General features: G+C 60.0%; 18 protein-coding genes and 1 pseudogene. 10 read left to right on the forward strand and 9 right to left on the reverse strand.

Annotated elements, in window-relative coordinates; all coding sequences use genetic code 11:
* Nucleotides 1-9 precede the first annotated feature (9 nt).
* The 5 genes from IMCC20628_RS14100 to IMCC20628_RS14120 form a co-directional block, all read right to left on the reverse strand.
* Nucleotides 10-417, reverse strand: a complete 408-nt coding sequence (locus tag IMCC20628_RS14100) for an AtpZ/AtpI family protein (RefSeq protein ID WP_082128141.1) — start codon at nt 415-417, stop codon at nt 10-12.
* A 239-nt stretch (nt 418-656) separates the two neighbouring features.
* Nucleotides 657-1,772, reverse strand: a complete 1,116-nt coding sequence (locus tag IMCC20628_RS14105; protein WP_082128333.1) for a cell wall hydrolase — start codon at nt 1,770-1,772, stop codon at nt 657-659.
* Nucleotides 1,773-1,999: 227 nt separating this feature from the next.
* Nucleotides 2,000-3,508, reverse strand: coding sequence for a ribosome biogenesis GTPase Der (gene der, locus IMCC20628_RS14110; protein WP_047030741.1), 1,509 nt, complete (start codon nt 3,506-3,508; stop codon nt 2,000-2,002).
* Between the two features lie 147 nt (nt 3,509-3,655).
* Nucleotides 3,656-4,327: a tetratricopeptide repeat protein gene (locus tag IMCC20628_RS14115; protein ID WP_047030742.1), complete on the reverse strand. Its 672-nt coding sequence runs from the start codon at nt 4,325-4,327 to the stop codon at nt 3,656-3,658.
* Nucleotides 4,328-4,516: 189 nt separating this feature from the next.
* Nucleotides 4,517-5,104, reverse strand: a complete 588-nt coding sequence (locus IMCC20628_RS14120; protein WP_047030743.1) for an NnrU family protein — start codon at nt 5,102-5,104, stop codon at nt 4,517-4,519.
* A 133-nt stretch (nt 5,105-5,237) separates the two neighbouring features.
* Here IMCC20628_RS14120 and IMCC20628_RS14125 point away from each other — a divergent pair, with 133 nt between their 5' ends.
* Both IMCC20628_RS14125 and IMCC20628_RS14130 read left to right on the forward strand, forming a co-directional pair.
* Entirely contained in the window at nt 5,238-5,615 is a 378-nt protein-coding gene (locus IMCC20628_RS14125; protein ID WP_047030744.1) for a TraR/DksA C4-type zinc finger protein, read from the forward strand.
* A 57-nt stretch (nt 5,616-5,672) separates the two neighbouring features.
* The gene (locus IMCC20628_RS14130; RefSeq protein ID WP_052766435.1) at nt 5,673-6,683 is read left to right on the forward strand and encodes a polysaccharide deacetylase; all 1,011 of its coding nucleotides are present in this window, start codon (nt 5,673-5,675) and stop codon (nt 6,681-6,683) included.
* Between the two features lie 30 nt (nt 6,684-6,713).
* On the opposite strand, the gene sbmA is transcribed toward IMCC20628_RS14130, so the two are convergent.
* From sbmA to IMCC20628_RS14145, 3 genes are all read right to left on the reverse strand, one after another.
* The gene (gene sbmA / locus IMCC20628_RS14135; protein WP_047030745.1) at nt 6,714-8,039 is read right to left on the reverse strand and encodes a peptide antibiotic transporter SbmA; all 1,326 of its coding nucleotides are present in this window, start codon (nt 8,037-8,039) and stop codon (nt 6,714-6,716) included.
* Nucleotides 8,040-8,222: 183 nt separating this feature from the next.
* Nucleotides 8,223-9,833 (reverse strand): BCCT family transporter, encoded by a 1,611-nt coding sequence (locus tag IMCC20628_RS14140; protein ID WP_245307783.1) that lies wholly within the window; start codon nt 9,831-9,833, stop codon nt 8,223-8,225.
* Nucleotides 9,834-10,020: 187 nt separating this feature from the next.
* Nucleotides 10,021-11,154: a YbfB/YjiJ family MFS transporter gene (locus IMCC20628_RS14145; RefSeq protein ID WP_245307784.1), complete on the reverse strand. Its 1,134-nt coding sequence runs from the start codon at nt 11,152-11,154 to the stop codon at nt 10,021-10,023.
* A gap of 240 nt (nt 11,155-11,394) precedes the next feature.
* Here IMCC20628_RS14145 and IMCC20628_RS14150 point away from each other — a divergent pair, with 240 nt between their 5' ends.
* The 5 genes and pseudogenes from IMCC20628_RS14150 to xdhC all read left to right on the forward strand — a co-directional run bounded on the left by IMCC20628_RS14150 (nt 11,395) and on the right by xdhC (nt 18,095).
* Nucleotides 11,395-12,168: a 3-hydroxybutyrate dehydrogenase gene (locus IMCC20628_RS14150; protein WP_047030748.1), complete on the forward strand. Its 774-nt coding sequence runs from the start codon at nt 11,395-11,397 to the stop codon at nt 12,166-12,168.
* Entirely contained in the window at nt 12,165-13,313 is a 1,149-nt protein-coding gene (locus tag IMCC20628_RS14155) for a patatin-like phospholipase family protein (RefSeq protein ID WP_082128143.1), read from the forward strand. The genes IMCC20628_RS14150 and IMCC20628_RS14155 overlap by 4 nt, the downstream gene beginning before the upstream one ends.
* A 99-nt stretch (nt 13,314-13,412) precedes the next feature.
* Nucleotides 13,413-14,890: pseudogene (gene xdhA / locus IMCC20628_RS14160) on the forward strand (xanthine dehydrogenase small subunit).
* Between the two features lie 2 nt (nt 14,891-14,892).
* On the forward strand, nt 14,893-17,265 hold the full coding sequence (gene xdhB / locus IMCC20628_RS14165) for a xanthine dehydrogenase molybdopterin binding subunit (protein ID WP_047030749.1): 2,373 nt from the start codon (nt 14,893-14,895) through the stop codon (nt 17,263-17,265).
* Nucleotides 17,265-18,095 carry a xanthine dehydrogenase accessory protein XdhC gene (xdhC, locus tag IMCC20628_RS14170; protein WP_047030750.1) on the forward strand — a complete coding sequence of 277 codons (831 nt, stop codon included), beginning with the start codon at nt 17,265-17,267 and terminating at the stop codon, nt 18,093-18,095. The genes xdhB and xdhC overlap by 1 nt, the downstream gene beginning before the upstream one ends.
* Here the strand turns inward: xdhC and IMCC20628_RS14175 are convergent.
* Nucleotides 18,080-19,696, reverse strand: a complete 1,617-nt coding sequence (locus tag IMCC20628_RS14175) for a GMC family oxidoreductase N-terminal domain-containing protein (RefSeq protein ID WP_047030751.1) — start codon at nt 19,694-19,696, stop codon at nt 18,080-18,082. The genes xdhC and IMCC20628_RS14175 overlap by 16 nt on opposite strands.
* Nucleotides 19,697-19,883: 187 nt before the next feature.
* On the opposite strand from IMCC20628_RS14175, the gene IMCC20628_RS14180 reads away from it, so the two are divergent.
* Genes IMCC20628_RS14180 through IMCC20628_RS14190 form a run of 3 tightly spaced genes read left to right on the forward strand, consistent with a single transcriptional unit; the run spans nt 19,884 to nt 23,020 of the window.
* Nucleotides 19,884-20,360: a MarR family transcriptional regulator gene (locus IMCC20628_RS14180; protein ID WP_047032594.1), complete on the forward strand. Its 477-nt coding sequence runs from the start codon at nt 19,884-19,886 to the stop codon at nt 20,358-20,360.
* A complete protein-coding gene (locus tag IMCC20628_RS14185; protein WP_047030752.1) occupies nt 20,357-21,463 on the forward strand; it encodes an HlyD family secretion protein in 1,107 nt (368 codons plus the stop codon). The genes IMCC20628_RS14180 and IMCC20628_RS14185 overlap by 4 nt, the downstream gene beginning before the upstream one ends.
* A gap of 24 nt (nt 21,464-21,487) precedes the next feature.
* Nucleotides 21,488-23,020 (forward strand): DHA2 family efflux MFS transporter permease subunit, encoded by a 1,533-nt coding sequence (locus tag IMCC20628_RS14190; protein WP_047030753.1) that lies wholly within the window; start codon nt 21,488-21,490, stop codon nt 23,018-23,020.
* The last annotated feature ends 51 nt before the right edge of the window (nt 23,021-23,071 follow it).

Consider the following 23,071-nt stretch of genomic DNA (forward strand, 5'->3'; position numbering starts at 1 on the left):
AACCGGACATTATTTACCGTCGTCTTCCGCGTCCGCCCCGGTTTGGCTGCGCCCCGCCGGAGTGGACTGGGCAACCGCGCCGGTCGAGCGCAGAACATTCAATACCCCGGCGCAAAAGCCGAGCAGCAGAAACACAATCAGTCCCCAGGGCGATGTGCCCAAAAACTGATCGAAAAGATAGCCCAGCAGCGCTCCGACAATCACGCCGGCGATGAACTCGCTCGACAGTTTGACCGCAAGTGCATAACCCTGCGCAGCTTCCTTGTTGGAGCTTGCTTCCGGAACCACCTTTCGGTGAACAAGAAGGTCTGCATCCAGACGCTGACGACGGGCCTCTAGTCTATCCAACCGGCCTTCATCCGTTTCATCACTGGCGCTCGTGTTGTCCGAGCCATCAGTACCGCGCTTTTCAACCATGAACACGCACTCCTGACATGCCAGCGACGACCGAAAAAAGGCCGCTTTGAAGTCGGGCGCAACATAGTTTTAGGTCGGGTTATAGTCAAGGCGCGGAAAGGCATCATCGCGCGGCATTTTTTCTTTTATTTATCAGTCGGTTGGGGTGCGCTTGCCGGGATGCCCTACAGAAGTATCAGAAAATCCCGGACCGCCTGCGTCAGACTCACGCATGTCGCGCGAATCCGGACTGACCGGCCCTAGGACCAGCCGCCGCCATAAGTGATGTAGAAAACATGCAGTCCGATCTGACCGACCTTGCGCATTTTCCGGGCCCACGGCGGGTTCACATAGGTGGCATGATAGTGGGTCGAGGACCCGACTTCAGGCAGCCAGATCTTGCCGGCAGTTGTCGCCAGAGCAATTTCCTCGGCCATATCCCAATGTTTGGGAGACCGGACCCGGTCCTTGATGCCGTCGCAAGCAAATGAGAACTGGCAGCGGTTGCGCCAGGTTTCATTCTGGTAAACCACACCGCAAACCGTTTTGGGATAGGTCGGATTGCGCACGCGGTTGAGAATCACCTGAGCGACGGCGGCCTGACCTTTGACGTTCTCGCCACGGGCTTCGAAATAGATCCCCGCAGCCAGGCAACGCTGCTCGGCGGCTGAGAAAGCCGCGGCGGGCAAGGCGGTCTGCGCCCACTCGTGATCATATTTGCCTATCGGGGGAATGAAGCGTCCGCGGGTGGGTTGTTCACGAAGCACAGAGCTGAACGGCGACTGCTTGGCATAGTCAGGCTTGGGCGGCGCGTAGGCGGTGGCTAGAATGTCGGCGTTGTCGTTGGTCACCAGGCTGGCGAGCATCGCCGGCACCTGTGGTGCATTCTTCTGCTTGCCGGTGGTGTAGAATGCCTTGGCGATCTTGATTTCCTGGCCACGGATGTCCGGCTTGAGGAAGGCCATGGTGTTCTTCATGTCAAGCGAAGGCTGGAACAGATTCGATTGCCGCTCCAGCACGGAGCCTGCGGAAAAATCCTTGGGCGGCTGTACCGGGGTCACAGTAATGACCCGGCCCTTCTTGAGCGACCGGGTGACACGGTCTTCATCAGGGCGGGGATCCGCGGCGCCGATCTTGCCCATGAAGGCAATCTTGTCGCCATTTGGCAGGGTCACACCGGCGCCCGACGCAATAGACGAGGTCAGGATCGGGTCTGCGAACTCAAGCTCTGCTGCCTGGATGGAACCGGCCGGTGAAGCGGTGAGAAAGGTTTTCCAGCGGGCATCGGCCCCCTCGCTGCCGCCCAGCATGGTGGCCATGTCGGCATGCGATGTCATCGATGGGGTGGATAGGAAAGCCGCCAGTCCGAAAACCATGGGCGCTGACAAACGGCCAAGCAGGGAATGGCCTTTGCCGGGCAAACTATGCTTCTGACGCAAAACAACAACTCCGAAACTCGGGAACAGATACACGGTACAGTCTGCGAGAATGGAGCATTAACCTTGATGGAGCGTTAATAACCGGCCCTGAATATGCACCCGGACATCCGTGATGTCCGGGTGGGCTCAAAGGTGTGACCGAAGCGGCTTCGAGCGGGACCCTGTTAGCCGCGCCGCTTTTTCGGTGCCAGTTTTCCTGACTTGGTGGCTCTCAAGGATTTTTTTGGCATCACCGAAGCCCGCTTGGTCTTGCCATCCTTGGGCGCATAGGGATTGGCGCCACTGCGATAGACCACACGCAGCGGAATTCCGGGCATGTCAAAATCCTTGCGCAACGAATTGAGCAAATAGCGGGTGTAGGATTCAGGAACCGCTTCAGGCCGGGTGCAGGAAATCATGAAGCCCGGCGGGCGGGACTTGACCTGGGTCATGTATTTCAGCTTGAGCCGCCGTCCCGACACCGCCGGCGGCGGGTGGTGGCCTTGGGTATGATCAAGCCAACGGTTGAGCTTGGCGGTGGAGATCCGCTTGTTCCAGGTCCTGTGGACCATGCCGATGTTTTCCATCAGCCTGTCCAGCCCGTCACCGGTCTGGCCTGCCACGGTCACAGCACGGATGCCGCGGATTTGCGGCAGAAGACGGTCGGTCATCTCGCGCAATTCGGCGAGCTTTTCCTGGCGGTTTTCGATCAGATCCCATTTGTTGAAGGCAATGATCGGCGCCCGGCCTTCGCGGACAACCAGATCGGCGATCTGCAAATCCTGTTTTTCAAACGGAATGGTCGAATCAAAAACAATCACCACCACTTCGGCAAACCGGATGGCGCGCAGCGCGTCGGCGACCGACAGTTTTTCCAGCTTTTCCTGAACCCGCGCCTTGCGGCGCAGTCCGGCGGTGTCAAAGAGTTTGATCTTGCGGCCCTGCCACTCGAAGTCGACAGCAATGGAATCGCGCGTGATGCCGGCCTCCGGACCGGTCAGCAGCCGCTCCTCACCCAGAAACCGGTTGATCAGCGTCGACTTGCCGGCATTGGGTCGTCCGACAATGGCAACGCGCAGCGGTTTCGACTCGTCATACTCCGGACCTTCATCCTCATCTTCCGCGTCACGCGGCATCGGGATGTCGACATCGGTGATGGCCTCGCCGAGCGGATCGCTCTTTGACGGGAAGCAGCGCTCCTCCCCGAAGGCTTCGACAATGGCGTCGCGCAGATCGATCATGCCGCCGCCATGTTCGGCGGAAATCGGACAGGGTTCGCCAAGGCCCAGACGGTAGGCATCATACATGCCTGATTCTGAGCCCTTGGATTCGGCCTTGTTGGCGACCAGAATCACCGGCTTGCCGCGTTTTCTCAAGATATCAGCCAGCAATTCATCGGCCGGGGTCAACCCGGACTTGGCGTCGATCAGAAACAACGCGCCGTCAGCCTCGTCCATCGCCAACTCGCTTTGGGCGCGCATGCGGCCTTCAAGCGTATCAGGTCCGGCGACTTCAAGACCAGCCGTATCGATCATGCGAAAGCGCAGGTCGACAAGCTTGGCATCGCCGGGCCGGCGGTCGCGGGTCACGCCCGGCGTATCGTCGACAAGCGCCAGCTTGCGGCCGGCCAGCCGGTTGAACAGCGTGGATTTGCCGACATTGGGGCGTCCGACAATAGCCAGTGTAATACTCATGGATGGTCCTTGCCCGAAGGCCTAGAGCGCCGTGCGTTCAATTGGACGCACAAAGGACGCTCTATCTATTTGCGTCTAGAGCATCCTGCATCAAGCGATACCGCTGGATCAAGGATGCGCTGGTCATTGTCCCTAGCGCGCCAGCGATCAGGATGCGCCACCCTGCGCGGCGATCATGTCGAGCATGAGGCCGGCACGGGTCTTGATGCCGTTGGGCGTTTCGCTGTCCACAGCGATATCGCCAAACCACTGTGACGCCTGTTTGAGTTCGCCAGCCTTGAAGGCGGCAATCCCCAGAGCCTCACGGGCGGAGTGACGGGCCGGATTTCCCGGAACAGCCAGAACTTCGACCTCTGCCGACACATCGGCATAGCTGCCAGTGTCAATCAGCAGATAGGCTGCACGCAGGCGCGCCGCGTCCCTGATGGCGACAGGTTGCGATACATCCTTGCCGACAGAAGAAAAAGCTTCGATCGCCGCAGCGGTATCGCCCTTGTCTGCCAACACCGTGGCTGCGCGCATACGCGCCAGCACCGGATAGGAACCATAGCCAGTTTTCTCGAGATCCTGGAATTCGATCAGGGCCGCATCGGTGTTTCCGTCACGGGCCTTTTCCAGGGCTGCAAGAAACACGTCACCGGACCTGGCGGCAGTTGTTTTCTGCCAGTAGTCCCAGCCACGCAAGCCCGCGGTGACGGCAACAATGCCAATCGCGATGGCAAGAATGACAAAGCGGAACCGGTTCCACAGCGCCTTCATGTAATCCGAACGCAGATCTTCATTGACCTCGCGGATGAATGTTGAATTGTCGTCTGCCATCGCGTTACCGGCCGGAACCGGTCCTCTCAAAATATTGCCGCACGCGGCGTTGTGTGGGGCCTTCTAACCGATTTTGCAGCTTCTGTAAGGGGGGGATGTGCGGAAAGCTCCCGCGCACCCCGCTTTGACAAGGGTGCAAGGGCACCTATCCAACCGCTGACAGCGTCACTCGGTGGTGTACCGGCCGCCTCACAGACCGACAATCGGCGGCACGCCGATGAGCCATTGATGCAGCCACAGCAGGAACGCCAGATACAGGATCACACCACCGAGCACGGCGATGACATCCCATTTCACCGGTCCTGCCACCGGATTGCGAGTGATGCCGGCGAGCAACCGCTTCTTTTCCGAGATCCGGTCGACGACCGCCCATGCCAGAAAGCTGCCAAACAGCAGAAGCGATGCCAGGTCGCCATTGACCAGAAGGTGGGCCAGCGCCCAGATCTTGACGGCAAGCAGCATCGGATGCTTGACCGCTGCCTTGATGCGACCGGCGGGAACCTGCGATGCGACCAGAAAGATCATGGCCGGCAGCATCAGCAGTGCCACGACATGGCTCGTCCAGGACGGTGCCACCCAGAACGCCACCGGATCAAGCCGCGCTATGCCATAGCCCCAGACGATAATCACAAAACCTGCGATGGAGACGAGCGCATAGATCCCCTTCCAGGTGTTCAGGCCGCGGGCGTCGATCTGCGCAGCACGGAATTCCGGCGCAACGATACGAACGGAATGCACCCCCAGAAACAGAACCAGTCCGACAATAAGCCAGATCATCCGTCATCTCCCCTGTTGTTTCCGGACCTTTTCCGGTCCGCATGTTGCGGCAAACATACCCCGGACTGAGCCCGATGAGAAGCAGCCCGCTGAAGCGATTGTATCCCTGCCGCGACTGGGTCATGATGGCCTCATGGAACCTGATCTGGATGCCGCGCGGAGGCGGCTTGCTGACAAGAAGACGGATCTGGAAAGCATGTCGGCGCTGAGCGCAGAAGCGCGCGCGCCGGTGACGCTGGACCAGCAATCGGTCGGGCGCCTGTCGCGTATGGACGCCATGCAGCAGCAGGCGATGGCATCAGCGCAGGAACGGTCCCGCAAACGCGATCTGGTCCGCATCGAGATGGCCGAACGGCGGCTGGCGGACGGCGACTATGGCTGGTGCGCCGATTGTGGCGAGGCGATCCCGGACAAACGGCTTGCGATCGATCCGATGGCGGAAAAATGCGTCCGCTGCGCGTCGGGTTGTACGCGTTCATCCGGCTCGCTTCCACATCACTGCCGCATTTGACGATCACACAACCTGACTTCGTTCTTCGTCACGCGTAAAGCCAGGTCGCCAAGCATCATGACATCCCCTGCCCCGATCACCACTTCGCCGCCGCCAAGGCTTCTCGCAACGGCTCTCCTGATTTCCGGGTTGTGCACGACAGCTTTACCGGCCACCGCAGCAGACACCGATCGCGAGCAACTGGTGCTGATTTCCTTCGATGGCGCCCATGACAACGCGCTGTGGGACCGAAGCCTCAAACTGGCAGATCAAAGCGGCGCGCGGTTTACCTATTTTCTCTCCTGCACCTTTCTGATGAGCAAGGCTGATCGCAACGGCTACAAGGCGCCGGGACACTCGGCGGGCCGCTCGAATGTCGGGTTTGCGCAAGACAGCGCCGAAGTGCTGACCCGACTCGGTCACATCTGGGCGGCGCATCAGGCCGGCGACGAGATCGGCAGCCATGGCTGTGGTCATTTTGATGGCAAGGACTGGAGCAAATCCGACTGGCAGGCCGAATTCGACCAGTTTGATACAGCCCTGGCCAATGGCTGGAGCCACAATGGCGCGGAAGCACCGGCGGGATGGGCCGCCTTTGCCAAATCAGGAATCCAGGGGTTTCGCGCACCCTATCTGTCAGTCGGAGACGGGCTCTATGCGGCGCTGACGGATCGGAGCTTTGCCTATGATGCCAGCGGCGTGTCGCGCGGCCCGGTAGCCCCCGACTTCACCAAAGTCACCGCCCGCTTCGCGTTGCCGTTGATTCCGGAAGGACCAAAGCAAAGGCGGATCATCGCCATGGATTACAATCTGTTCGTCCGACATTCGGGCGGGGATGAAACGCCGTCGAAATCGGCGCAATTCGAGGAGCGCGCGCTTGCGGCGTTCCGTACCGCGTTCGAGACCGAATACACGGGCGAGCGGCGGCCGCTGCAACTGGGCTTTCATTTCGTCGAGATGAATGGCGGCGCCTATTGGGACGCGCTGGAACGTTTCGCCATGGAGACCTGCAGAAAGCCGGGCGTCGCCTGCGTGACCTACCAGGAAGCCATACGGCGTCTCAATGGCCGGAATGGCTCGGCGAGCTAGAAGTCTACCCAGCCCGCCGGGACAACCCGCTTATTTCGGATCATCAATTGTCTGCACCGCGTCCGGCCCGCCAGCACCAGGCGCAGGGTTCGGAATCGGTTGCACGAAACCACTGCCCTGGCTCGAGAGATAATTCTTCTCGATATCCGACAGGTCCTGACCTTTGAACACGGCCTCAAAGGCGTGCAGACGTTTGTAGATCGAGATCAGCTCGACAATCGTGGTCCAGGAGCTAACCAGAAACTGGAACGAGCTCGACACCTGACCGAAAGCGGTGAGGATCTGCTGCCAGATGCCAAGCGTGATCTTGCCCGCAATAATGGTGGGCACCAAAAGGACACTCACGTAGATATTGTCGGCCTGAAAATAGAGGCTGCGCGCAACATTGAAGTACATGTAGTGGAAATAGAGCCGGAAATAATTCTTCCGGACATTGTTGAACAGCTCGACCACGGTGGCCGGCTGGGCGCGATCCGCATTGTCTTCGCCATAGACCAGTTCCTTGCGATAGGCCGCCTCGACGCGCTGGTTTCTGAACTCGAGTCCCGGCAGCTTGACCCCGACAATGGCCAGCAATCCGGTACCGAAGGCCGCCCAGAACAGCAGCGCAGTGAACAGGGCGTGTGGAATTTCGCCAACCAGTGGCAGCTCCGTCACATATTGCGACAATCCCCACAGGACCGGCAGAAACGCCACCAGTGTCATGACCGCATCGACAAAGGCCACGCCGAGGCCTTCCATGATCGAGGCGAAGCGCATTGTGTCTTCCTGCACACGCTGGGACGCACCCTCGATGTGGCGAACACGGGTCCAGCGTTCCATGTAGAAATCATTCATCGCCGTGCGCCAGCGGAAGACATAATGGCTGACGAAAAAGCGGGTAATGACATAGACGCCAAGCGAGACAAAGGCGATTTGAGCGAAGATCAGAAGCAGGCCATAGAGATCGCCAGCACTCACCGAACCGTCACCGGTCAAAGCCTGCTGGAACTGGTCGAAAAACGGACGCCGCCAATTGTTGATTGCGACAGAGACCTGCACGCCAAAATAGGTGCTGAAGAGAATGAAGATCGAGCCGAGGATCGACCAGAGCTGCCATTTGTGAGGTGAAAAATTGAACCAGAAGACCGTGAAGATCAGCGACCAGATGGTGTAAAAGGCATAGAACCAGAGAAATGACGGGGTGTAGAAATAATACAGCCCGACAATCGGTTCAGCCTCGGGCTCGGGCAAGGCAAAGCCAAGTGCTGCGCCGATGGAATCGCCCACCGTGTACCAGATGACAATGCCCAGACCTGCCCAAAGCAGCATTGACGAGAAAAACAGTTTTGGTCTGGGAAAAAAGGATTCAAACACGGGCGGAGATCCTTGGGTGCATGGCAGGACATGATTCGTCGAAAGTTGGCCGACTACCTAGGACACCGCGACAACTACGGCAATCCGAAGGCGCCTGCAATCACGCCATTGTGCAAAAACAAGAGCCCGCCGCTGTGTGTCAGGGGCGGGCTCCATGAGTTTTCAGTCACACGACAGGGCGTGTTAGCCCTTCTTGAGCATTCGGTGTTCTTCCATCAGGCCCTTGTAGGTGGACCATATCATCAGCAACAGCAGTGCGGCGAACGGAACACCGGTCGCCACGGCTGCCGCCTGCAGCGCGCCGAGGCCACCGCCGATCAGCAGAACGATGGCGACGATGCCTTCGAACGAAGCCCAGAACACCCGTTGTGCCACCGGTGCGTCGACCTTGCCGCCGGCGGTGATGGTGTCGATGACCAGTGAGCCCGAATCCGACGAGGTGACGAAGAACACGATCACGAGAACGATGCCGACAAAGGAAGCGATCTGCGTCATCGGATAGGTCTTGAGCATCTCGAACAGCATCACGGCCTGGTCGGAGTTCTTTACCGCCTCATTGCCCTGATTGATGACCTGATCGATGGCAGCGCCGCCAAAGATCGACATCCAGATGATGGAGACAACCGTCGGCACCAGAATCACGCAGGTGATGAATTCCCGCACTGTGCGGCCGCGCGACACGCGGGCGATGAACATGCCCACGAAAGGAGACCAGGAAATCCACCATGCCCAGTAAAAGGCGGTCCAGCCATGCATGAAGTTGACATCTTCGCGGCCAAACGGATTGGACAGCGGGATGATTTCCTTGACGTAGGCGACGGTGTTGTCGAGCAGACCGGTGACAATGATCATGGTCGGACCGGCAATCAGCACGAAGGCCATCAGCACGAAGGCCAGGACCATGTTGATCTCGGACAGGCGTTTGACGCCGGCGTCCAGTCCGGCAACCACGGAGCAGAGTGCTACCGCCGTGATCATCAGGATCAGCACAATCTTCGATGAGCCGGTGATTTCAATCCCGAACAGGAAATTGAGGCCGGCAATGGCCTGCTCGGCGCCGAAGCCGAGCGATGTGGCCAGACCGAAGAGCGTGGCAAACACGGCCAGCGTATCGATCACGTGACCGGGCCAGCCCCAGACCCGTTCCCCGAGCAACGGGTAAAAGGCCGAACGCAAGGTCAGCGGCAGACCACGATTGTAAGTGAAGAAAGACAGGGCCAGACCGACCACTGCATAAATCGCCCAGGGGTGGAGACCCCAATGGAAGATGGTCGCCGCCATGGCATTGGTTCGTGCTGCTTCGACGTCGCCAACAGCACCGGCAAGCGGTGCCCAGTCGGTGCGGACGCCATTCTCCATCACAGTGCCACCAAATGAGCTGGCATAATGCGAAAGCGGCTCGGAGACACCGAAGAACATCAGGCCGATGCCCATGCCTGCTGCAAACAGCATGGCAAACCAGCCCATGTAGTTGTAATCCGGGGCGGCATCGACACCGCCCAGGCGAATATTGCCCAGCGGAGTGACGATCAGCGCCAGGCTAAACAGGACGAAGATGTTACCGGCCATCAGCAACGGCCAGTCGAACATGTCGGTCAAGGTCGGGCGAAGCCAGCTGAAGAACGCCGAGGACGCCTCGCCGAACATCAAGGTCAGAATGACAAATGCGACGATGATCACCGCCGATACGAAAAATACCGGATTGTGGACGTCCAGCCCCATGACTTGAACATTGTCCTGGCCGACTTCAAAATCAGAGCTCGGTTCCAGGATTGTGGTCTCTGTCTCAGACACTATTTTCCCCTTTTTCAATTGACGTGGCCTTGATCGGCCGCTTCTGCCGGGGCGCAAGCCAGGGAATAGGGTCCTGTTCCCGCGCTCGCACAGTATCAGCCAGAAGAAGGGATGGTTCCGGCGGCTGATCGGCATCGAATGGCCCGTATGCGCCTTTTTGTCTCAGGTGGCCACCTTTGGCCAGATTTCACACAGTATTTGTGCGGATTCTGCAGAATATCAGCACAATTCCACCGGAAATGAGCAATCCGACAGCCGCCGCGAGACTGGCCCAGGTATAGGTGCCCGACCAGTTGGCAAGATAGCCGGCAACGACTGGTCCAAGAATCTGGCCGGTGCCGAATGCCGCCGTCATCATTGCCAACGCCCGGCGCGGACTTTCGATGGCGAGTTGACGGCCGACCTGCAAGCCAAAGGCCGTCACCATGACAAATGTACCGCCCAAAAGCACACCGCCAACAACCGGCCCGGCAGGCAGTGGCACCAGAACGCTTGCCGCGACGCCAAGCGCTTCAACCAGGCAACCGATGGCAAACACATTGACAAGCCCCACGCGCCTGACAGCCGGCAGCCAGTAGGCGACCGAGGGTGCCGCGGCGAGGCCGGTGGCCAGCCAGACTCCGGCTTCAAACAGCGACGAGCCGCCGCCGTCACGGACAATGGCGACCAGAAAGGTTGCCGTGACAATGTAACCGAACCCGAAAATGCCATAGGCGATGGTCAAGGCCAGCAGCGCTGGCGTCCATGTCAGCGGCGGTTCCCTTTTTGCGGGTCCGATCCGCATCACGCCCTGTGGCAGATAACGGCTGACAAGTGCCAGGCCGGCGAAGGCCAGAGCCGCCGCCACGATCCAGGCCATGCGCCAGCCGCCATCCCCGAGAACAATCAGACCGAACATGATGGCTGAAACGGAAATCCCGATGCCGACCCCACCAAAATGACTGGACTGCACCCAAGACTTACCCGTGACGAGGCCGTGTGACAGCACGATCGCCGAGGCAAAAACCATGACAAAGGCGCTGGCGACACCTGCCAGGAAGCGAATCACGCATATAACGATGAAATTGCTCGAGATTCCCATGGCGAGCAGCAGCAGCGCCGTGGCCAGCAGTCCCGCAAGGGCCACCTTGCGCTCGATGCCCTCGGCCCAGCCATAGGCGGCCAGAATGGCGCCAAGCAGGTAGCCGGCATAGTTGGCGGACGCGATCCAGCCAGCCTCGGCCGGTCCCAAATCAAGGCCGGCCATCATCGCTGGCAGCACCGGGGTGTAGAAAAACCGCCCCAGCCCCATCGCCACCGCCATGGCAACCGCGCCTGCCATGGCCGTGGTCAGGACAGAGGGCGCGTCTGATGGTCTATTCGTCTGAGGTTGCGGAGAATCGGTCATGACGGGCGCTGCTTGGACTTCAATTGGTGGCGTCTCCATGAACCGGAATGGCCGGAGTGGCAAGGATGCCAGAACCAAACCCCGTCATTTTGGTTGCTGCTCTCCAAGAGTTGATTGGAGTTTTCAGCAAGAACACCTATTTGTGCATTGCAGCATTTACGAAAGGATCTTGCCATGAAAACCACTATCGTTACCGGATCAACCAGCGGTATCGGCCTCGGAATCGCCGAGAGCTTTGCTCTCGCCGGGTACAATGTCGTTCTCAATGGTCTGGGCAAGGGCGACGAGATCGAAGCGACCCGGGCGCGGCTGGCTTCGCTTGGCGCAGGTGATGTGATCTTTCATGGCGCCAACATGCTCAAGCCCGATGAAATCACCGATCTGGTCAAAACTGCCGAGGCCAAATTTGGCAGCGTGGACGTGATCGTCCCCAATGCAGGCATCCAGCATGTCGAAAAGATCGAGGATTTTCCACCGGAAAAATGGGACGCGATCATCGCGATCAATCTGAGCTCGGCGTTCCATCTGGTCCGCGCTGCCATGCCGATCATGAAGAAACAGAAATTCGGCAGGGTCGTTGCCATCGCGTCCGCCCATGGATTGATCGCGTCGCCCTATAAAAGCGCCTATGTCGCTGCCAAGCACGGCATAATCGGGCTGATGAAGACCGTTGCACTGGAAGGCGCCGAGTTCGGCATCACCGCCAACGCCATCTGTCCCGGCTATGTCGAAACCCCGCTTGTCTCCGGACAGATCTCCGACACCGCCAAGGCGCGCAACATGACCGAAGAACAGGTCATCAACGAGGTGATCCTCAAGGCACAGCCGACCAAGCAATTTGTCACCGTCGAACAGATCGCAGCGTTTGCGATGTATCTGGCGTCAGACCAGGCTGCGCAGATCACCGGTGCGGCATTGCCGATGGATGGCGGCTGGACGGCGCAATGAGCACCGCAACCAAAGCAAAGGCGCCAACCAAGGCCAAAGCCGGCAAGGCCGCAGTCCGCAGGATTAATCTGGCGCTGCAAGGCGGAGGCGCGCACGGCGCCTTCACCTGGGGCGTGATCGACCGGATGCTGGACGAACCCGACATCGAGTTCGAAGGCCTCTCCGGCACCAGCGCCGGCGCGGTCAACGCCGCGGTACTGGCGCATGGCCTGATGGAAGGCGGACGCATCGGGGGACAAGCGGCTCTGGAGGATTTCTGGCGCCGGTCGAGCCGCGGCGGGTCGGTCTGGTCGCCTGTTCGCGTCGTGCCGAAAGGAGCGATCCCCGGCATGGAAATGGTAACGGCTGCAACCTTCGCTGCGTTCGACACCATGACACGCACCTTCTCTCCCTATGAATTCAACCCGTTCGGCATCAACCCGCTGCACGACCTTCTATCGGAAAGCGTTGACTTTGAAGCGTTGCGCGAACGCTGCGAGACAAAATTGTTCCTCAGCGCCACCAATGTGCGCAGCGGTAGAGTGCGAGTTTTCGAAACCAGCGAAGTCAGCGCTGACGTGGTGATGGCGTCAGCTTGCCTGCCGTTCCTGTTCAAGGCGGTCGAGATCGACGGCGAGCATTACTGGGATGGCGGCTATGTCGGAAATCCGGCGCTGTTTCCGTTCTTTTACAATTGCGAAAGCCGGGACGTGATGATCGTGCACATCAATCCGATGGAGCGTGACGAGGTGCCGAAGACGGCGCCCGACATCTTGAACCGGATCAACGAAATCTCGTTCAACTCTTCGCTTCTGGATGAATTGCGGGCCATCAATTTTGTCACCCACCTGATCGAGCGGGAATGGCTCAAGGATGAATTCAAGGACCGGTTGCGGCATATATTGGTGCATTCGGTGCATGCTGACGAGGCGTTGCGGGATCTACCGGTGTCTTCGAAATTCGATGTGAGTTGGTCATTTCTCACCGATCTGCGTGACCGGGGCCGGCTTGAGGCGGATCGCTGGCTGGAGGCAAACCGCGATTCGATCGGCAAGACATCGACAGTCGATTTGGAAAACCAATATCTCGGATTGCCAGGGCCACGCCAGGCAGATGGCAGCCAGACAAGGCACTTATCGACGATGTTTGAAAAGAGCGGCGATTAACCGGCTTTGCCTGAAGCTGTCTAATCCTGCTTCCGGTCTTTCGCCGAATGACATGCTGGAGTAAGTTTTGTCCAACTGGTTCAAATTTTACGAGGCGACATGGCCCACCGCGCTTTCATCCGATTCCTGCTGAACGATCAAACGGTCGAACTTTCAGGCTTCGCGCCCGATCTCACCTTGCTCGACTGGCTCCGGCTCGACCGGCGCTTGACCGGAACCAAGGAGGGATGCGCCGAGGGTGACTGCGGCGCCTGCACGGTGCTGGTCGGGCGATTGGACAATGGAATTCTGACGTACGAATCAGTCAATGCCTGCATCCGGTTTGTCGGTTCGCTCGATGCCACTCATGTGGTGACAGTAGAGCATCTTAACCGGCCAGACGGCGCGCTCAGTGCCGTGCAGCAGGCCATGGTCGACAATCATGGTTCCCAATGCGGCTTTTGCACGCCGGGCATCGTGGCTTCGCTGCATGGCCTGTGGCTTTCCGAACCGGAACCGACAGAGGCCGACATCGAACGCGCCCTGCAGGGCAATCTGTGCCGCTGCACCGGCTACGAGCCGATCGTCAAGGCGGCTGTCGCTGCCGCAAAAACCATTCCGACCGAAGACAACGACCGGCTGGTCGCGGCCTATGGCGCCACCATTGAAGCGCTTACCAGGTTTTCCGACGGCGCACGGGTAACGGTGGAAAGCGATCGTGGCACCACCTTCCTGCCCGCCGATGTCGATGATCTGGCGGAACTCTACGAAGCCCATCCGGAGGCGACGATTGTGGCCGGTTCCACCGACGTCGGGCTGTGGGTGACCAAGCATATGCGGGAGATCGCGCCGGTGATTTTCATCGGGCATCTCGATGGGCTCAAGCAGATATCGCTCGACGAAACGGGCGTGACGCTCGGCGCAGGCGCGTCCTACACAGCGGCGCGCGGTGCGCTGGTGGCGGCCTTTCCGCAGATGGCGGAACTCTGGGACCGGATCGGTGGCGAGCAGGTGCGCAACATGGGTACAGTCGGCGGCAATATTGCCAATGGCTCGCCGATCGGCGACACGCCCCGCCGCTGATAGCGCTCAATGCCACGGTGACGCTGCGCAAGGGTGCTGACCGGCGCACGCTGCCGCTTGAGGCGTTTTTCATCGACTATGGCAAGCAGGACCGGCAGCCCGGCGAATTCGTCGAAAGCGTCTTCGTGCCGGCGCTTGAGGATGGCGTGTTCTTTGCCACCTACAAGATTTCCAAGCGCCGCGACGAGGACATTTCGGCGCTGTGCGCGGCTTTTCATGTGACGCTCGATGCCGAGGGACTTGTGGCTTCGGCGCGGATTGCCTTTGGCGGCATGGCCGGGACGCCGAAACGGGCAGCAGCAACCGAAGCGGCGCTGACCGGTCAGCCATGGAACTGGGACACCATCCAGGCGGCGCGTGCAGCGCTTGCCGAAGATTACCAGCCGCTGTCGGACTGGCGGGCAAGCGCCGAGTACCGGATGCTGTCGGCTCAGAACCTGATGATCCGGTTCTTCCTTGAAACCTGCGGCGCACCTGCCCGCATCGAGCGCCACCCAGCCATGGCGGAGGCATAATCATGGACGCACCCTCGCCTCGCAGCAAAACCGAAATTTCCGGTGGCGCCCATGTGACGCGCCAGCATGATTCCGCCCACAAGCATGTGACCGGCAGTGCCGATTACATTGACGACATGCCCGAACCGGCCGGCACGCTGCATGGCTATCTTGGCTTGTCGGACCGGGCCCACGCGAAAATCACATCGCTTGATCTCGATGCGGTACGCGCCGCTGACGGCGTCATCGCCGTGCTGACGGCTGCGGATGTGCCGGGCAGCAATGACATTTCGCCGTCGGGACGCGACGACGAGCCGGTGCTGGCGACCGATACGGTGCTGTTTCATGGCCAGCCGGTGTTTGCCGTCATTGCCGAAACACGCGAAAAAGCCCGCCGGGCCGCCAAACAGGCCATCTTCAGCTATGAAGACCTGCCGCATGTCACCGATGTGCGCGCAGCCATCGACGCCGATTATCCGCTGGTCACCGATCCTTTGAAGCTGGAGCGCGGCGATATTGAAGCCGGTCTTGCCGCCGCTCCGATGCGGCTTTCGGGCGAGATGCGCATTGGCGGCCAGGATCATTTCTATCTCGAAGGCCATATCGCGATGGCAATTCCGGGCGAAGATGACGAGGTCTCCGTCTGGTCGTCAACGCAGCATCCGAGCGAAGTGCAGCACATGGTGGCGCATGCGCTTGGCACGGTGTCGAACGCGGTCACAGTGCAGGTGCGGCGCATGGGTGGCGGCTTTGGCGGCAAGGAAACCCAGTCCAACCAGTTCGCGGCAATCGCGGCGATCGCGGCCAAGAAACTCAACCGTGCGGTGAAGATCCGGCCCGACCGCGACGATGACATGATCATCACCGGCAAGCGGCATGATTTCGTCGTCGATTATGATGTTGGCTATGACGAGAGCGGCGTCATTCATGCACTCGACGCGACATTTGCCGCCCGCTGCGGCTTCTCGTCGGATCTGTCGGGGCCGGTGACGGACCGGGCGCTGTTTCATGCGGACAACTGCTATTTTTATCAGGATGTGCGGCTGGTTTCCAAACCGATGATGACCAACACGGTCTCCAACACCGCGTTCCGCGGCTTTGGTGGGCCGCAGGGCATGCTCGGTGGCGAACGGGTCATCGAGGAGATCGCCTATGCGCTGGGCCGCGATCCGCTGGAAATCCGCAAGGCCAATTTCTATGGCGGGCCGGGGCGTGACATCACGCCCTATCACCAGACGGTCAAGGACAACATCATCGCCCGCGTTGTCGAGGAACTCGAGACCTCGTCGGACTATCAGGCGCGCCGCGCCGAGATCATCGCGTTCAATGAAACCAGCCCGGTGGTCCGCCGCGGCATCGCGCTGACGCCGGTGAAATTCGGCATCTCGTTTACCGCCACCTGGTACAATCAGGCCGGCGCGCTGGTGCATGTCTATCAGGACGGCTCGATCCATCTCAACCATGGCGGCACCGAGATGGGCCAGGGGCTCAACACCAAGGTGGCGCAGGTTCTGGCCGAAGAATTCCAGGTCGACCTCGACACTATCCGCATCACCGCCACAACCACCGGCAAGGTGCCCAACACCTCGGCGACTGCGGCGTCGTCAGGCACCGATCTCAACGGCATGGCGGCGGCCAATGCGGCGCAGCAGATCAAGACAAGGCTGGTGGCCTTCGCCGCGGAAAAATTCAACATTCCGGAAGACCAGGTGGCGTTTGAGCCCAATCATGTGCGGGTCGGCAACGAGCTGATGCCATTCGGCGATTTCATCAAGCTTGCCTATCAGGAGCGGGTCCAGCTTTCCGCCGCCGGGTTCTACAAGACGCCGGACATTCACTGGGATCGCGCCAGCGGCAAGGGCCGGCCATTCTACTATTTCGCCTATGGCGCAGCCGTGTCGGAAGTCTCTGTCGACACGCTGACCGGCGAATACCAGGTCGACCGGGTCGATGTGCTGCATGACGCGGGAAAATCGCTCAACCCGGCGCTTGATATCGGCCAGATCGAAGGCGCCTTCGTGCAGGGCATGGGCTGGCTGACCACGGAAGAACTGTGGTGGGACGACAAGGGCCGACTTCGGACCCATGCGCCCTCGACCTACAAGATCCCGCTCGCCTCGGACCGGCCAAAGATCTTCAATGTGAAGCTGGCTGACTGGGCTGAAAACCGGGAGCCGACGATCCGGCGCTCAAAAGCCGTCGGCGAACCGCCGTTCATGCTGCCGATCTCGGTGCTCGAAGCGCTCGGCATGGCCGTTGCCTCCATCGCCGATTATCAGGTGTCGCCACAGCTTGATGCACCGGCGACGCCCGAGCGGGTTCTGATGGCGGTGGAACGATTGAAAGCGCTGGTCGCAGAAGCCTATGCGTCCGGAGAGGACGGAGACGACGCCTGATGGCGCGGCTTGGCAGCTATCGCGACTTTTCGGCGAAAGCCAGTGAGGCGGGATTTGTGCTCGTCCGGGTTGTCGATGCCAAGGGCTCGACGCCGCGCGACATCGACGCCTGGATGCTGGTTTCCAAAGCCGCAGCCTTCGGCACCATTGGCGGCGGACGGCTGGAACTGGAAGCCATCGACCGCGGCCGCGAAGTGCTGGCCGGTGCAGACGCCGCGCCGATGGCGCTGCCTCTTGGGCCCGCCATCGGGCAATGCTGCGGCGGGCATGTGACGCTGTCCTTCGAGATTATTCCCCCTGCCCGTTTCGGCGAGATCGAAACGGTAGTGCAAACAGAGGATGCAGGCGATCAGGAAGTCTGGCTGTTCGGCGGCGGCCATGTCGGCCGGGCGCTGGCAAAGGCGCTGCTGCTGTTGCCGGTGAAGGTGCATGTGGTCGAGACCCGGGCGGACGAATTGCAAATGACACCTGACGGTGCGGAGCGACATCTGACCGCCCTGCCCGAGGGTCTGGTTGCAGGCCTGGCACCGGGCAGCGCGATTGTCGTGCTGACCCATGACCACGCACTGGATTTCCTGATTGTCTCGGCTGCTCTGGCGCGTGATGATCTGGCTCAGGTCGGCATGATCGGCTCGGATACGAAGCGCGCAACATTCGCGCATCAATATGTGCGCGAAGGCGGCGACAAGGCCAGGCTTGCAAAGCTGGTCTGCCCTATTGGCCGCAAGATTGCCGACAAGCGTCCGGAGGTGATCGCCGCCACGGTTGCGGCAGACGTCATTGCAGCGCTTGGCGATTGGCGCCAGGCCAACCGTCAGGCATTGTCCTGAAGCACCAGATCTGACGCCCGCCAAGCCGTGGCGATGGCTGCGGCATTGGTGTTGCCGGTGACGATGTTGGGGAAGATCGAGCAATCCACCACACGCAGGCCTTCGACTCCGTGCACCCGCAAGCGCGCATCGACCACCGAGGTTACCGGATCCGGCCCCATGCGGCAGGTGGCAACCGGGTGATAGACCGTTCCGGATCTGCGACGGATATCGTCGATCATCGCCGCATCACTGGTGATATCCGGACCGGGCAGAATTTCAGCCTCGATACATTCGGCGAGCGGACTGCTGGCTGCCATTTCGCGGACGATCTTGCCGGTGGCCAGCATCTCGGCCACATCATCATCATGAGAGAGCGCATTGGGGCTGATGCGGGGCGCTTCGAACGGATCGGCGGAGCGGATCATGATTTCGCCGCGGCTTTTGGGTCGGCAATTGGACCAGCCGATGGAAAAGCCCGGCCATGGGTCAGGACTTAGGATAGGACGTTCGCCGGGGCGCGGGATGACTGTCGAAAACGCCTGGAAATAAAGCTGCATGTTGGGACGGTTCAGCTCCGGCGAGGTACGGATAAAGCCGCCAGCCTGATTGAGGCTGACCGACAATGGCCCGTCGCGCAGCATCAGATAGTGCATTCCCGCCGACAGCTTGCCCCACCAGGACCCGAGTTGCTGATTGATGGTCGGGCAATTGGCGCGGAACGTGTAGTTGATGCCGATATGGTCTTCGAGATTGCGCCCGACATTGGGATTGTCGACGCGGATCTGGATGCCAAGATGTTTGAGATGATCCGCCGCACCGATCCCCGAGAACTGCAGCAGTTGCGGCGAGTTGACCGAACCGCCGCTGAGGATGACTTCGCGCCCGGCTGCTACTGTTTCGATTCTGCCGCGGCGCCTGTAGGTGACTCCGGTCACACGGGTGCCTTCGAAGGTCAGGCCGGTCACCTGTGCGCCGGTGATCACCCGCAGATTGGGTCGCGACATTGCCGGACGAAGGAAAGCCCGTGCCGCCGACAGCCGCCGCCCCTTGTGAATGGTGAACTCGAACTGGCCGACGCCCTCCTGGCTTTCGCCGTTGAAATCCGGGTTCAGCGGCAATCGGACGGCCTGGCATGCTTCGAACCATTTTCGGGTCAACGGATGCGTGGTCTTGTCCGGCACGAACAGATTGAGCGGCCCGTTGCGGCCCCTGATGGCGTCATCGCCGACGACCGCACACTCGACATCGCGGAAGGCGGCAAACATCTCGTCGGCGCCCCAGCCGGGATTGCCCGCGTCGCGCCAATCATCAAAATCAGCACGGTGCCCACGCACCCAGACCATGGCGTTGATCGAGGATGAACCGCCCAGCACCCGGCCGCGCGGCCAGTGATCGACATTTCCGGCCAGGCCCGGATCGGGTTCGGCGCGGTACATCCAGTTCACCTTGGGATCGAAGAAGGTCTTGCCGTAACCGAGCGGCATCTGGACGAAAAAGCGGCGGTCATCGCCGCCGGCTTCCAGCACCAGCACCTTCTGGCGACCCGAGGCGGACAGCCGCTCGGCCATAACGCAACCGGACGAACCGGCGCCGATGATTATGAAATCTGGATTGTCCATGGATGCCTTCAGCGTCAACCGATTGAACGAGAAGCGTTGTCACATTTGCGGTTCGGCATCAACGGGTCCGATGCGGCGCAAGATGGTTCGTGGACGACAATCAACAGGCGGAGCAGACAAGGGCGAACACAGAAAAGTGTCAGACAGGATTCTTGCTTACTAAGCATGCTTATAATATATGACGCTTATGAAAAAAGTGAACATCGATCAATTCGGATTCCTGGTCCACGACGCGGCACGGCTGATGCGCAAGCAATTCGAATGGCGCGGTCAGGAGCATGGCTTGTCGTCGGCCCAGTGGAGACTGCTGGTGCGGGTGGTTCGCGAACAGAAAGCCACCCAGGCACGACTGGCGGAACTGATGGAAATCGAGCCGATCAGCGTCTCCCGTCTGATCGACCGCATGGAGCAAGGCGGCTGGGTCAGGCGCTGCGCCCATGAGACCGATCGCCGGGTCAAGCTGGTGGTTCCGACAGACAAGAGCCTGGCCGCCTATTCCGCCATCAAGGCCGTGGCGGGCGATGTCTACGAGGAAGCCATGGCTGGCCTTGATGAAGATCAAAAGCAGGCGCTGGTCTCGGCGCTTGCCACCGTGGTGGAAAACCTGTCCTCCGATGAAACACAGACGGCATACCCCGCCGATAACAAGCAGGCACAGCAATGACCTCCCAAGCACAACAGACCGCAACCTCCGCAGACGCAGCTTCTCCGGAGAAAAAGACCTCCAAAACCCGACGCAACGTGCTGATGCTGGTTGTGCCGTGCCTGTTGATTGGCGCCGGTGCCTATGCCTGGATTCATGGCGGCCGGTTTGAAGAGACCGAGAACGCCAATATGCGGCTGGCACGGATCACCATCGCCAGCGAGATTTCTGGACGCGTCGTCAGTGTCAATGTGACCGAAAACGGCAAAGTCAAACAGGGCGACGTGCTGTTCCAGGTTGATCCCGAGCCGCTGCAGATTGCGCTCAATCAGGCAAATGCGGCGGTTGAAAGCGCCCGTCTCAACGTCATCGAGCTCAAGGCCGCATACAGTCAGGCCTTGACCCAGGAGCAGATCGCGGCCGATGACGCCTCCTATTTCCAGGATACGCTCAACCGGCAGAAATCCCTGGCCGCCAAGGGAGTGTCGACCACCTCCTCTCTGGATGATGCCCGCCACGCCGCGCAAAAGGCCAATCAGGAACTGATTGCCGCCAAGCAGGCAGTTTCCACCGCGCAGGTTGCTCTTGCCAACAGCCTCGATGGCGAGATTGATGCCCACCCTATGGTGGTCGCCGCCCTGGCCGCCCGCGACAAGGCAGCTTACAATCTCGCAGTCGCGACAGTGTATGCACCTGCCGACGGCCTGGTCTATCAAGCAGCCTCCTTCCGGCCGGGCGAGTATGTGACGCCAGGGGCGTCGCTGTTTTCCATTGTCGAAACCACCGAGCCCTGGATCGACGCCAATTTCAAGGAACCGCAACTGGCGAACATGAAGCCGGATCAAGCGGCTGAAGTGGTGTTTGACCTTTATCCCGACCGCACCTTCAAGGCGCGCGTGGACTCCATCGGCGCAGGCACCGGTGCGGAGTTTTCGCTGCTGCCGGCGCAGAACGCCACCGGCAACTGGGTCAAGGTCACACAACGAATTCCGGTGCGGATCATTCTCGACAATCCTGAAGCCGAGATTCTTGCGCGCACCGGTCTGAGCGCTACTGTGACAGTCGACACCGGCGCGAGCCGCAATTTCGGCGATTTGTTCAGCAGCGCCAGAGCCGCCGAATAACCCGCCGCCGGGAAAGCAAAATCAATGAGCACGACCGACGAACCCGGGCATAATGTGCCACATCGGGGCCTGATCACTGTCTCGATCATGCTTGCGACCATCATGCAGGTGCTCGACACGACGATTGCCAATGTGGCTTTGCCGTCGATGACCGGCGATCTCGACGCCTCGCAAGACACCATCACCTGGGTTCTGACGTCCTATATCGTGGCTGCCGCGATCATGACGCCGGTCACCGGCTGGCTTGCCGACAGGATTGGTCGGCGGCAATTGTTCCTGATCACCATTGTCGGCTTCACCGCCACCTCGATGGCCTGCGGCATGGCCCCAAGCCTGGAAATCATGGTATTTTTCCGGCTTCTGCAGGGTGTGTTTGGTGCGGCCATCGTGCCGCTGTCACAGACCTTCCTGCTCGACATCAACCCGAAGGAACGCCACGGACAGGCGATGGCTATCTGGGGTGCCGGCATCATGGTTGGCCCGATTATCGGACCGACCCTGGGTGGTTGGCTGACCGACACACTAAACTGGCGCTGGGTTTTCTTCATCAACCTGCCGGTCGGCATCATCGCCTTCATGGGCTGCGCTGCTTACCTGCCGGAAATTGCAAAACGGGTGCGGCGCTTCGACTTCTTCGGTTTCGCCATGCTGTCGCTCGGTGTCGGTGCCTTGCAGTTGATGCTTGATCGCGGCGGCGAAGTCGACTGGTTTTCAGCCTGGGAAATATGGATCGAACTTGCGCTGGCGATCACCGGCATCTGGGTGTTCACGGTGCATCTGGCAACGGCGAAGGAGCCTTTTGTCGATCCGAAGATCTTCGCTGACCGAAATTTTGTCACCGGCCTGGTGCTGATTTTCATTGTCGGAATCGTACTTCTGGCCAGCCTGGCGTTGCTGCCGCCGATGTTGTCGCGCGTGTTTGGCTACTCGACCATCACCACCGGGCTGGTGATGGCGCCGCGCGGTGTGGGAACGATGATTTCCATGCTGATTGTCGGCCGTCTGGTGCGCATGATTGATGCCCGCTATCTGGTGATTGCCGGGTTGTTGCTGACCTCGGCCTCGCTTTACATGATGACCGGATTTTCACCTCAGATGGACAGTTGGCCGGTGATCTCGACCGGCATCATACAAGGGCTTGGTCTAGGCCTGGTGTTCGTGCCGCTTTCGACTGTCGCATTTGCCACACTCGAGGTTCGGTTCCGCACTGATGCCGCCAGCCTGTTCAGCCTGGTCCGAAATCTGGGCTCATCAATCGGCATCTCGGTGGTCACGCTGTATCTGACACGCAGCGTCCAGATCAATCATGAAGAGCTCAGCGTCTTCATCAACCCGTTCAATCCGGTGCTGCAGGATCTGTTACCGGGATTTGCGACCGATCCGACAACGCTGCAAGTCCTTGATGGTCTTGTGAACCAGCAGGCGCTGATGATTTCCTACAACAATGACTTCAAGCTGATGATGATGGTGACGCTGTTCGCCATTCCGCTGGCAATGCTGTTACGCAAGCCGAAAGCTGCGCCAGCGGCAGCGCCTGCCACAGCACATATGGATTGAGGAATGTTGCAGAGGGCGCAACCCCTGTTTCGCCAATCGTAAACAGCCGGA

Source organism: Hoeflea sp. IMCC20628, from assembly GCF_001011155.1.
Taxonomy (GTDB): Bacteria; Pseudomonadota; Alphaproteobacteria; order Rhizobiales; family Rhizobiaceae; genus Hoeflea.

What these genes read in the sequence shown, in the direction of transcription:
- IMCC20628_RS14100 (WP_082128141.1), bottom strand. Translation starts at nt 417, where the DNA reads ATGGTTGAAAAGCGCGGTACTGATGGCTCGGACAACACGAGCGCCAGT.
- IMCC20628_RS14105 (WP_082128333.1), bottom strand. Translation starts at nt 1,772, where the DNA reads ATGGTTTTCGGACTGGCGGCTTTCCTATCCACCCCATCGATGACATCG.
- der (WP_047030741.1), bottom strand. Translation starts at nt 3,508, where the DNA reads ATGAGTATTACACTGGCTATTGTCGGACGCCCCAATGTCGGCAAATCC.
- IMCC20628_RS14115 (WP_047030742.1), bottom strand. Translation starts at nt 4,327, where the DNA reads ATGGCAGACGACAATTCAACATTCATCCGCGAGGTCAATGAAGATCTG.
- IMCC20628_RS14120 (WP_047030743.1), bottom strand. Translation starts at nt 5,104, where the DNA reads ATGATCTGGCTTATTGTCGGACTGGTTCTGTTTCTGGGGGTGCATTCC.
- IMCC20628_RS14125 (WP_047030744.1), top strand. Translation starts at nt 5,238, where the DNA reads ATGGAACCTGATCTGGATGCCGCGCGGAGGCGGCTTGCTGACAAGAAG.
- IMCC20628_RS14130 (WP_052766435.1), top strand. Translation starts at nt 5,673, where the DNA reads ATGACATCCCCTGCCCCGATCACCACTTCGCCGCCGCCAAGGCTTCTC.
- IMCC20628_RS14145 (WP_245307784.1), bottom strand. Translation starts at nt 11,154, where the DNA reads ATGGCAGGCGCGGTTGCCATGGCGGTGGCGATGGGGCTGGGGCGGTTT.
- IMCC20628_RS14150 (WP_047030748.1), top strand. Translation starts at nt 11,395, where the DNA reads ATGAAAACCACTATCGTTACCGGATCAACCAGCGGTATCGGCCTCGGA.
- IMCC20628_RS14155 (WP_082128143.1), top strand. Translation starts at nt 12,165, where the DNA reads ATGAGCACCGCAACCAAAGCAAAGGCGCCAACCAAGGCCAAAGCCGGC.
- xdhB (WP_047030749.1), top strand. Translation starts at nt 14,893, where the DNA reads ATGGACGCACCCTCGCCTCGCAGCAAAACCGAAATTTCCGGTGGCGCC.
- xdhC (WP_047030750.1), top strand. Translation starts at nt 17,265, where the DNA reads ATGGCGCGGCTTGGCAGCTATCGCGACTTTTCGGCGAAAGCCAGTGAG.
- IMCC20628_RS14175 (WP_047030751.1), bottom strand. Translation starts at nt 19,696, where the DNA reads ATGGACAATCCAGATTTCATAATCATCGGCGCCGGTTCGTCCGGTTGC.
- IMCC20628_RS14180 (WP_047032594.1), top strand. Translation starts at nt 19,884, where the DNA reads ATGAAAAAAGTGAACATCGATCAATTCGGATTCCTGGTCCACGACGCG.
- IMCC20628_RS14185 (WP_047030752.1), top strand. Translation starts at nt 20,357, where the DNA reads ATGACCTCCCAAGCACAACAGACCGCAACCTCCGCAGACGCAGCTTCT.
- IMCC20628_RS14190 (WP_047030753.1), top strand. Translation starts at nt 21,488, where the DNA reads ATGAGCACGACCGACGAACCCGGGCATAATGTGCCACATCGGGGCCTG.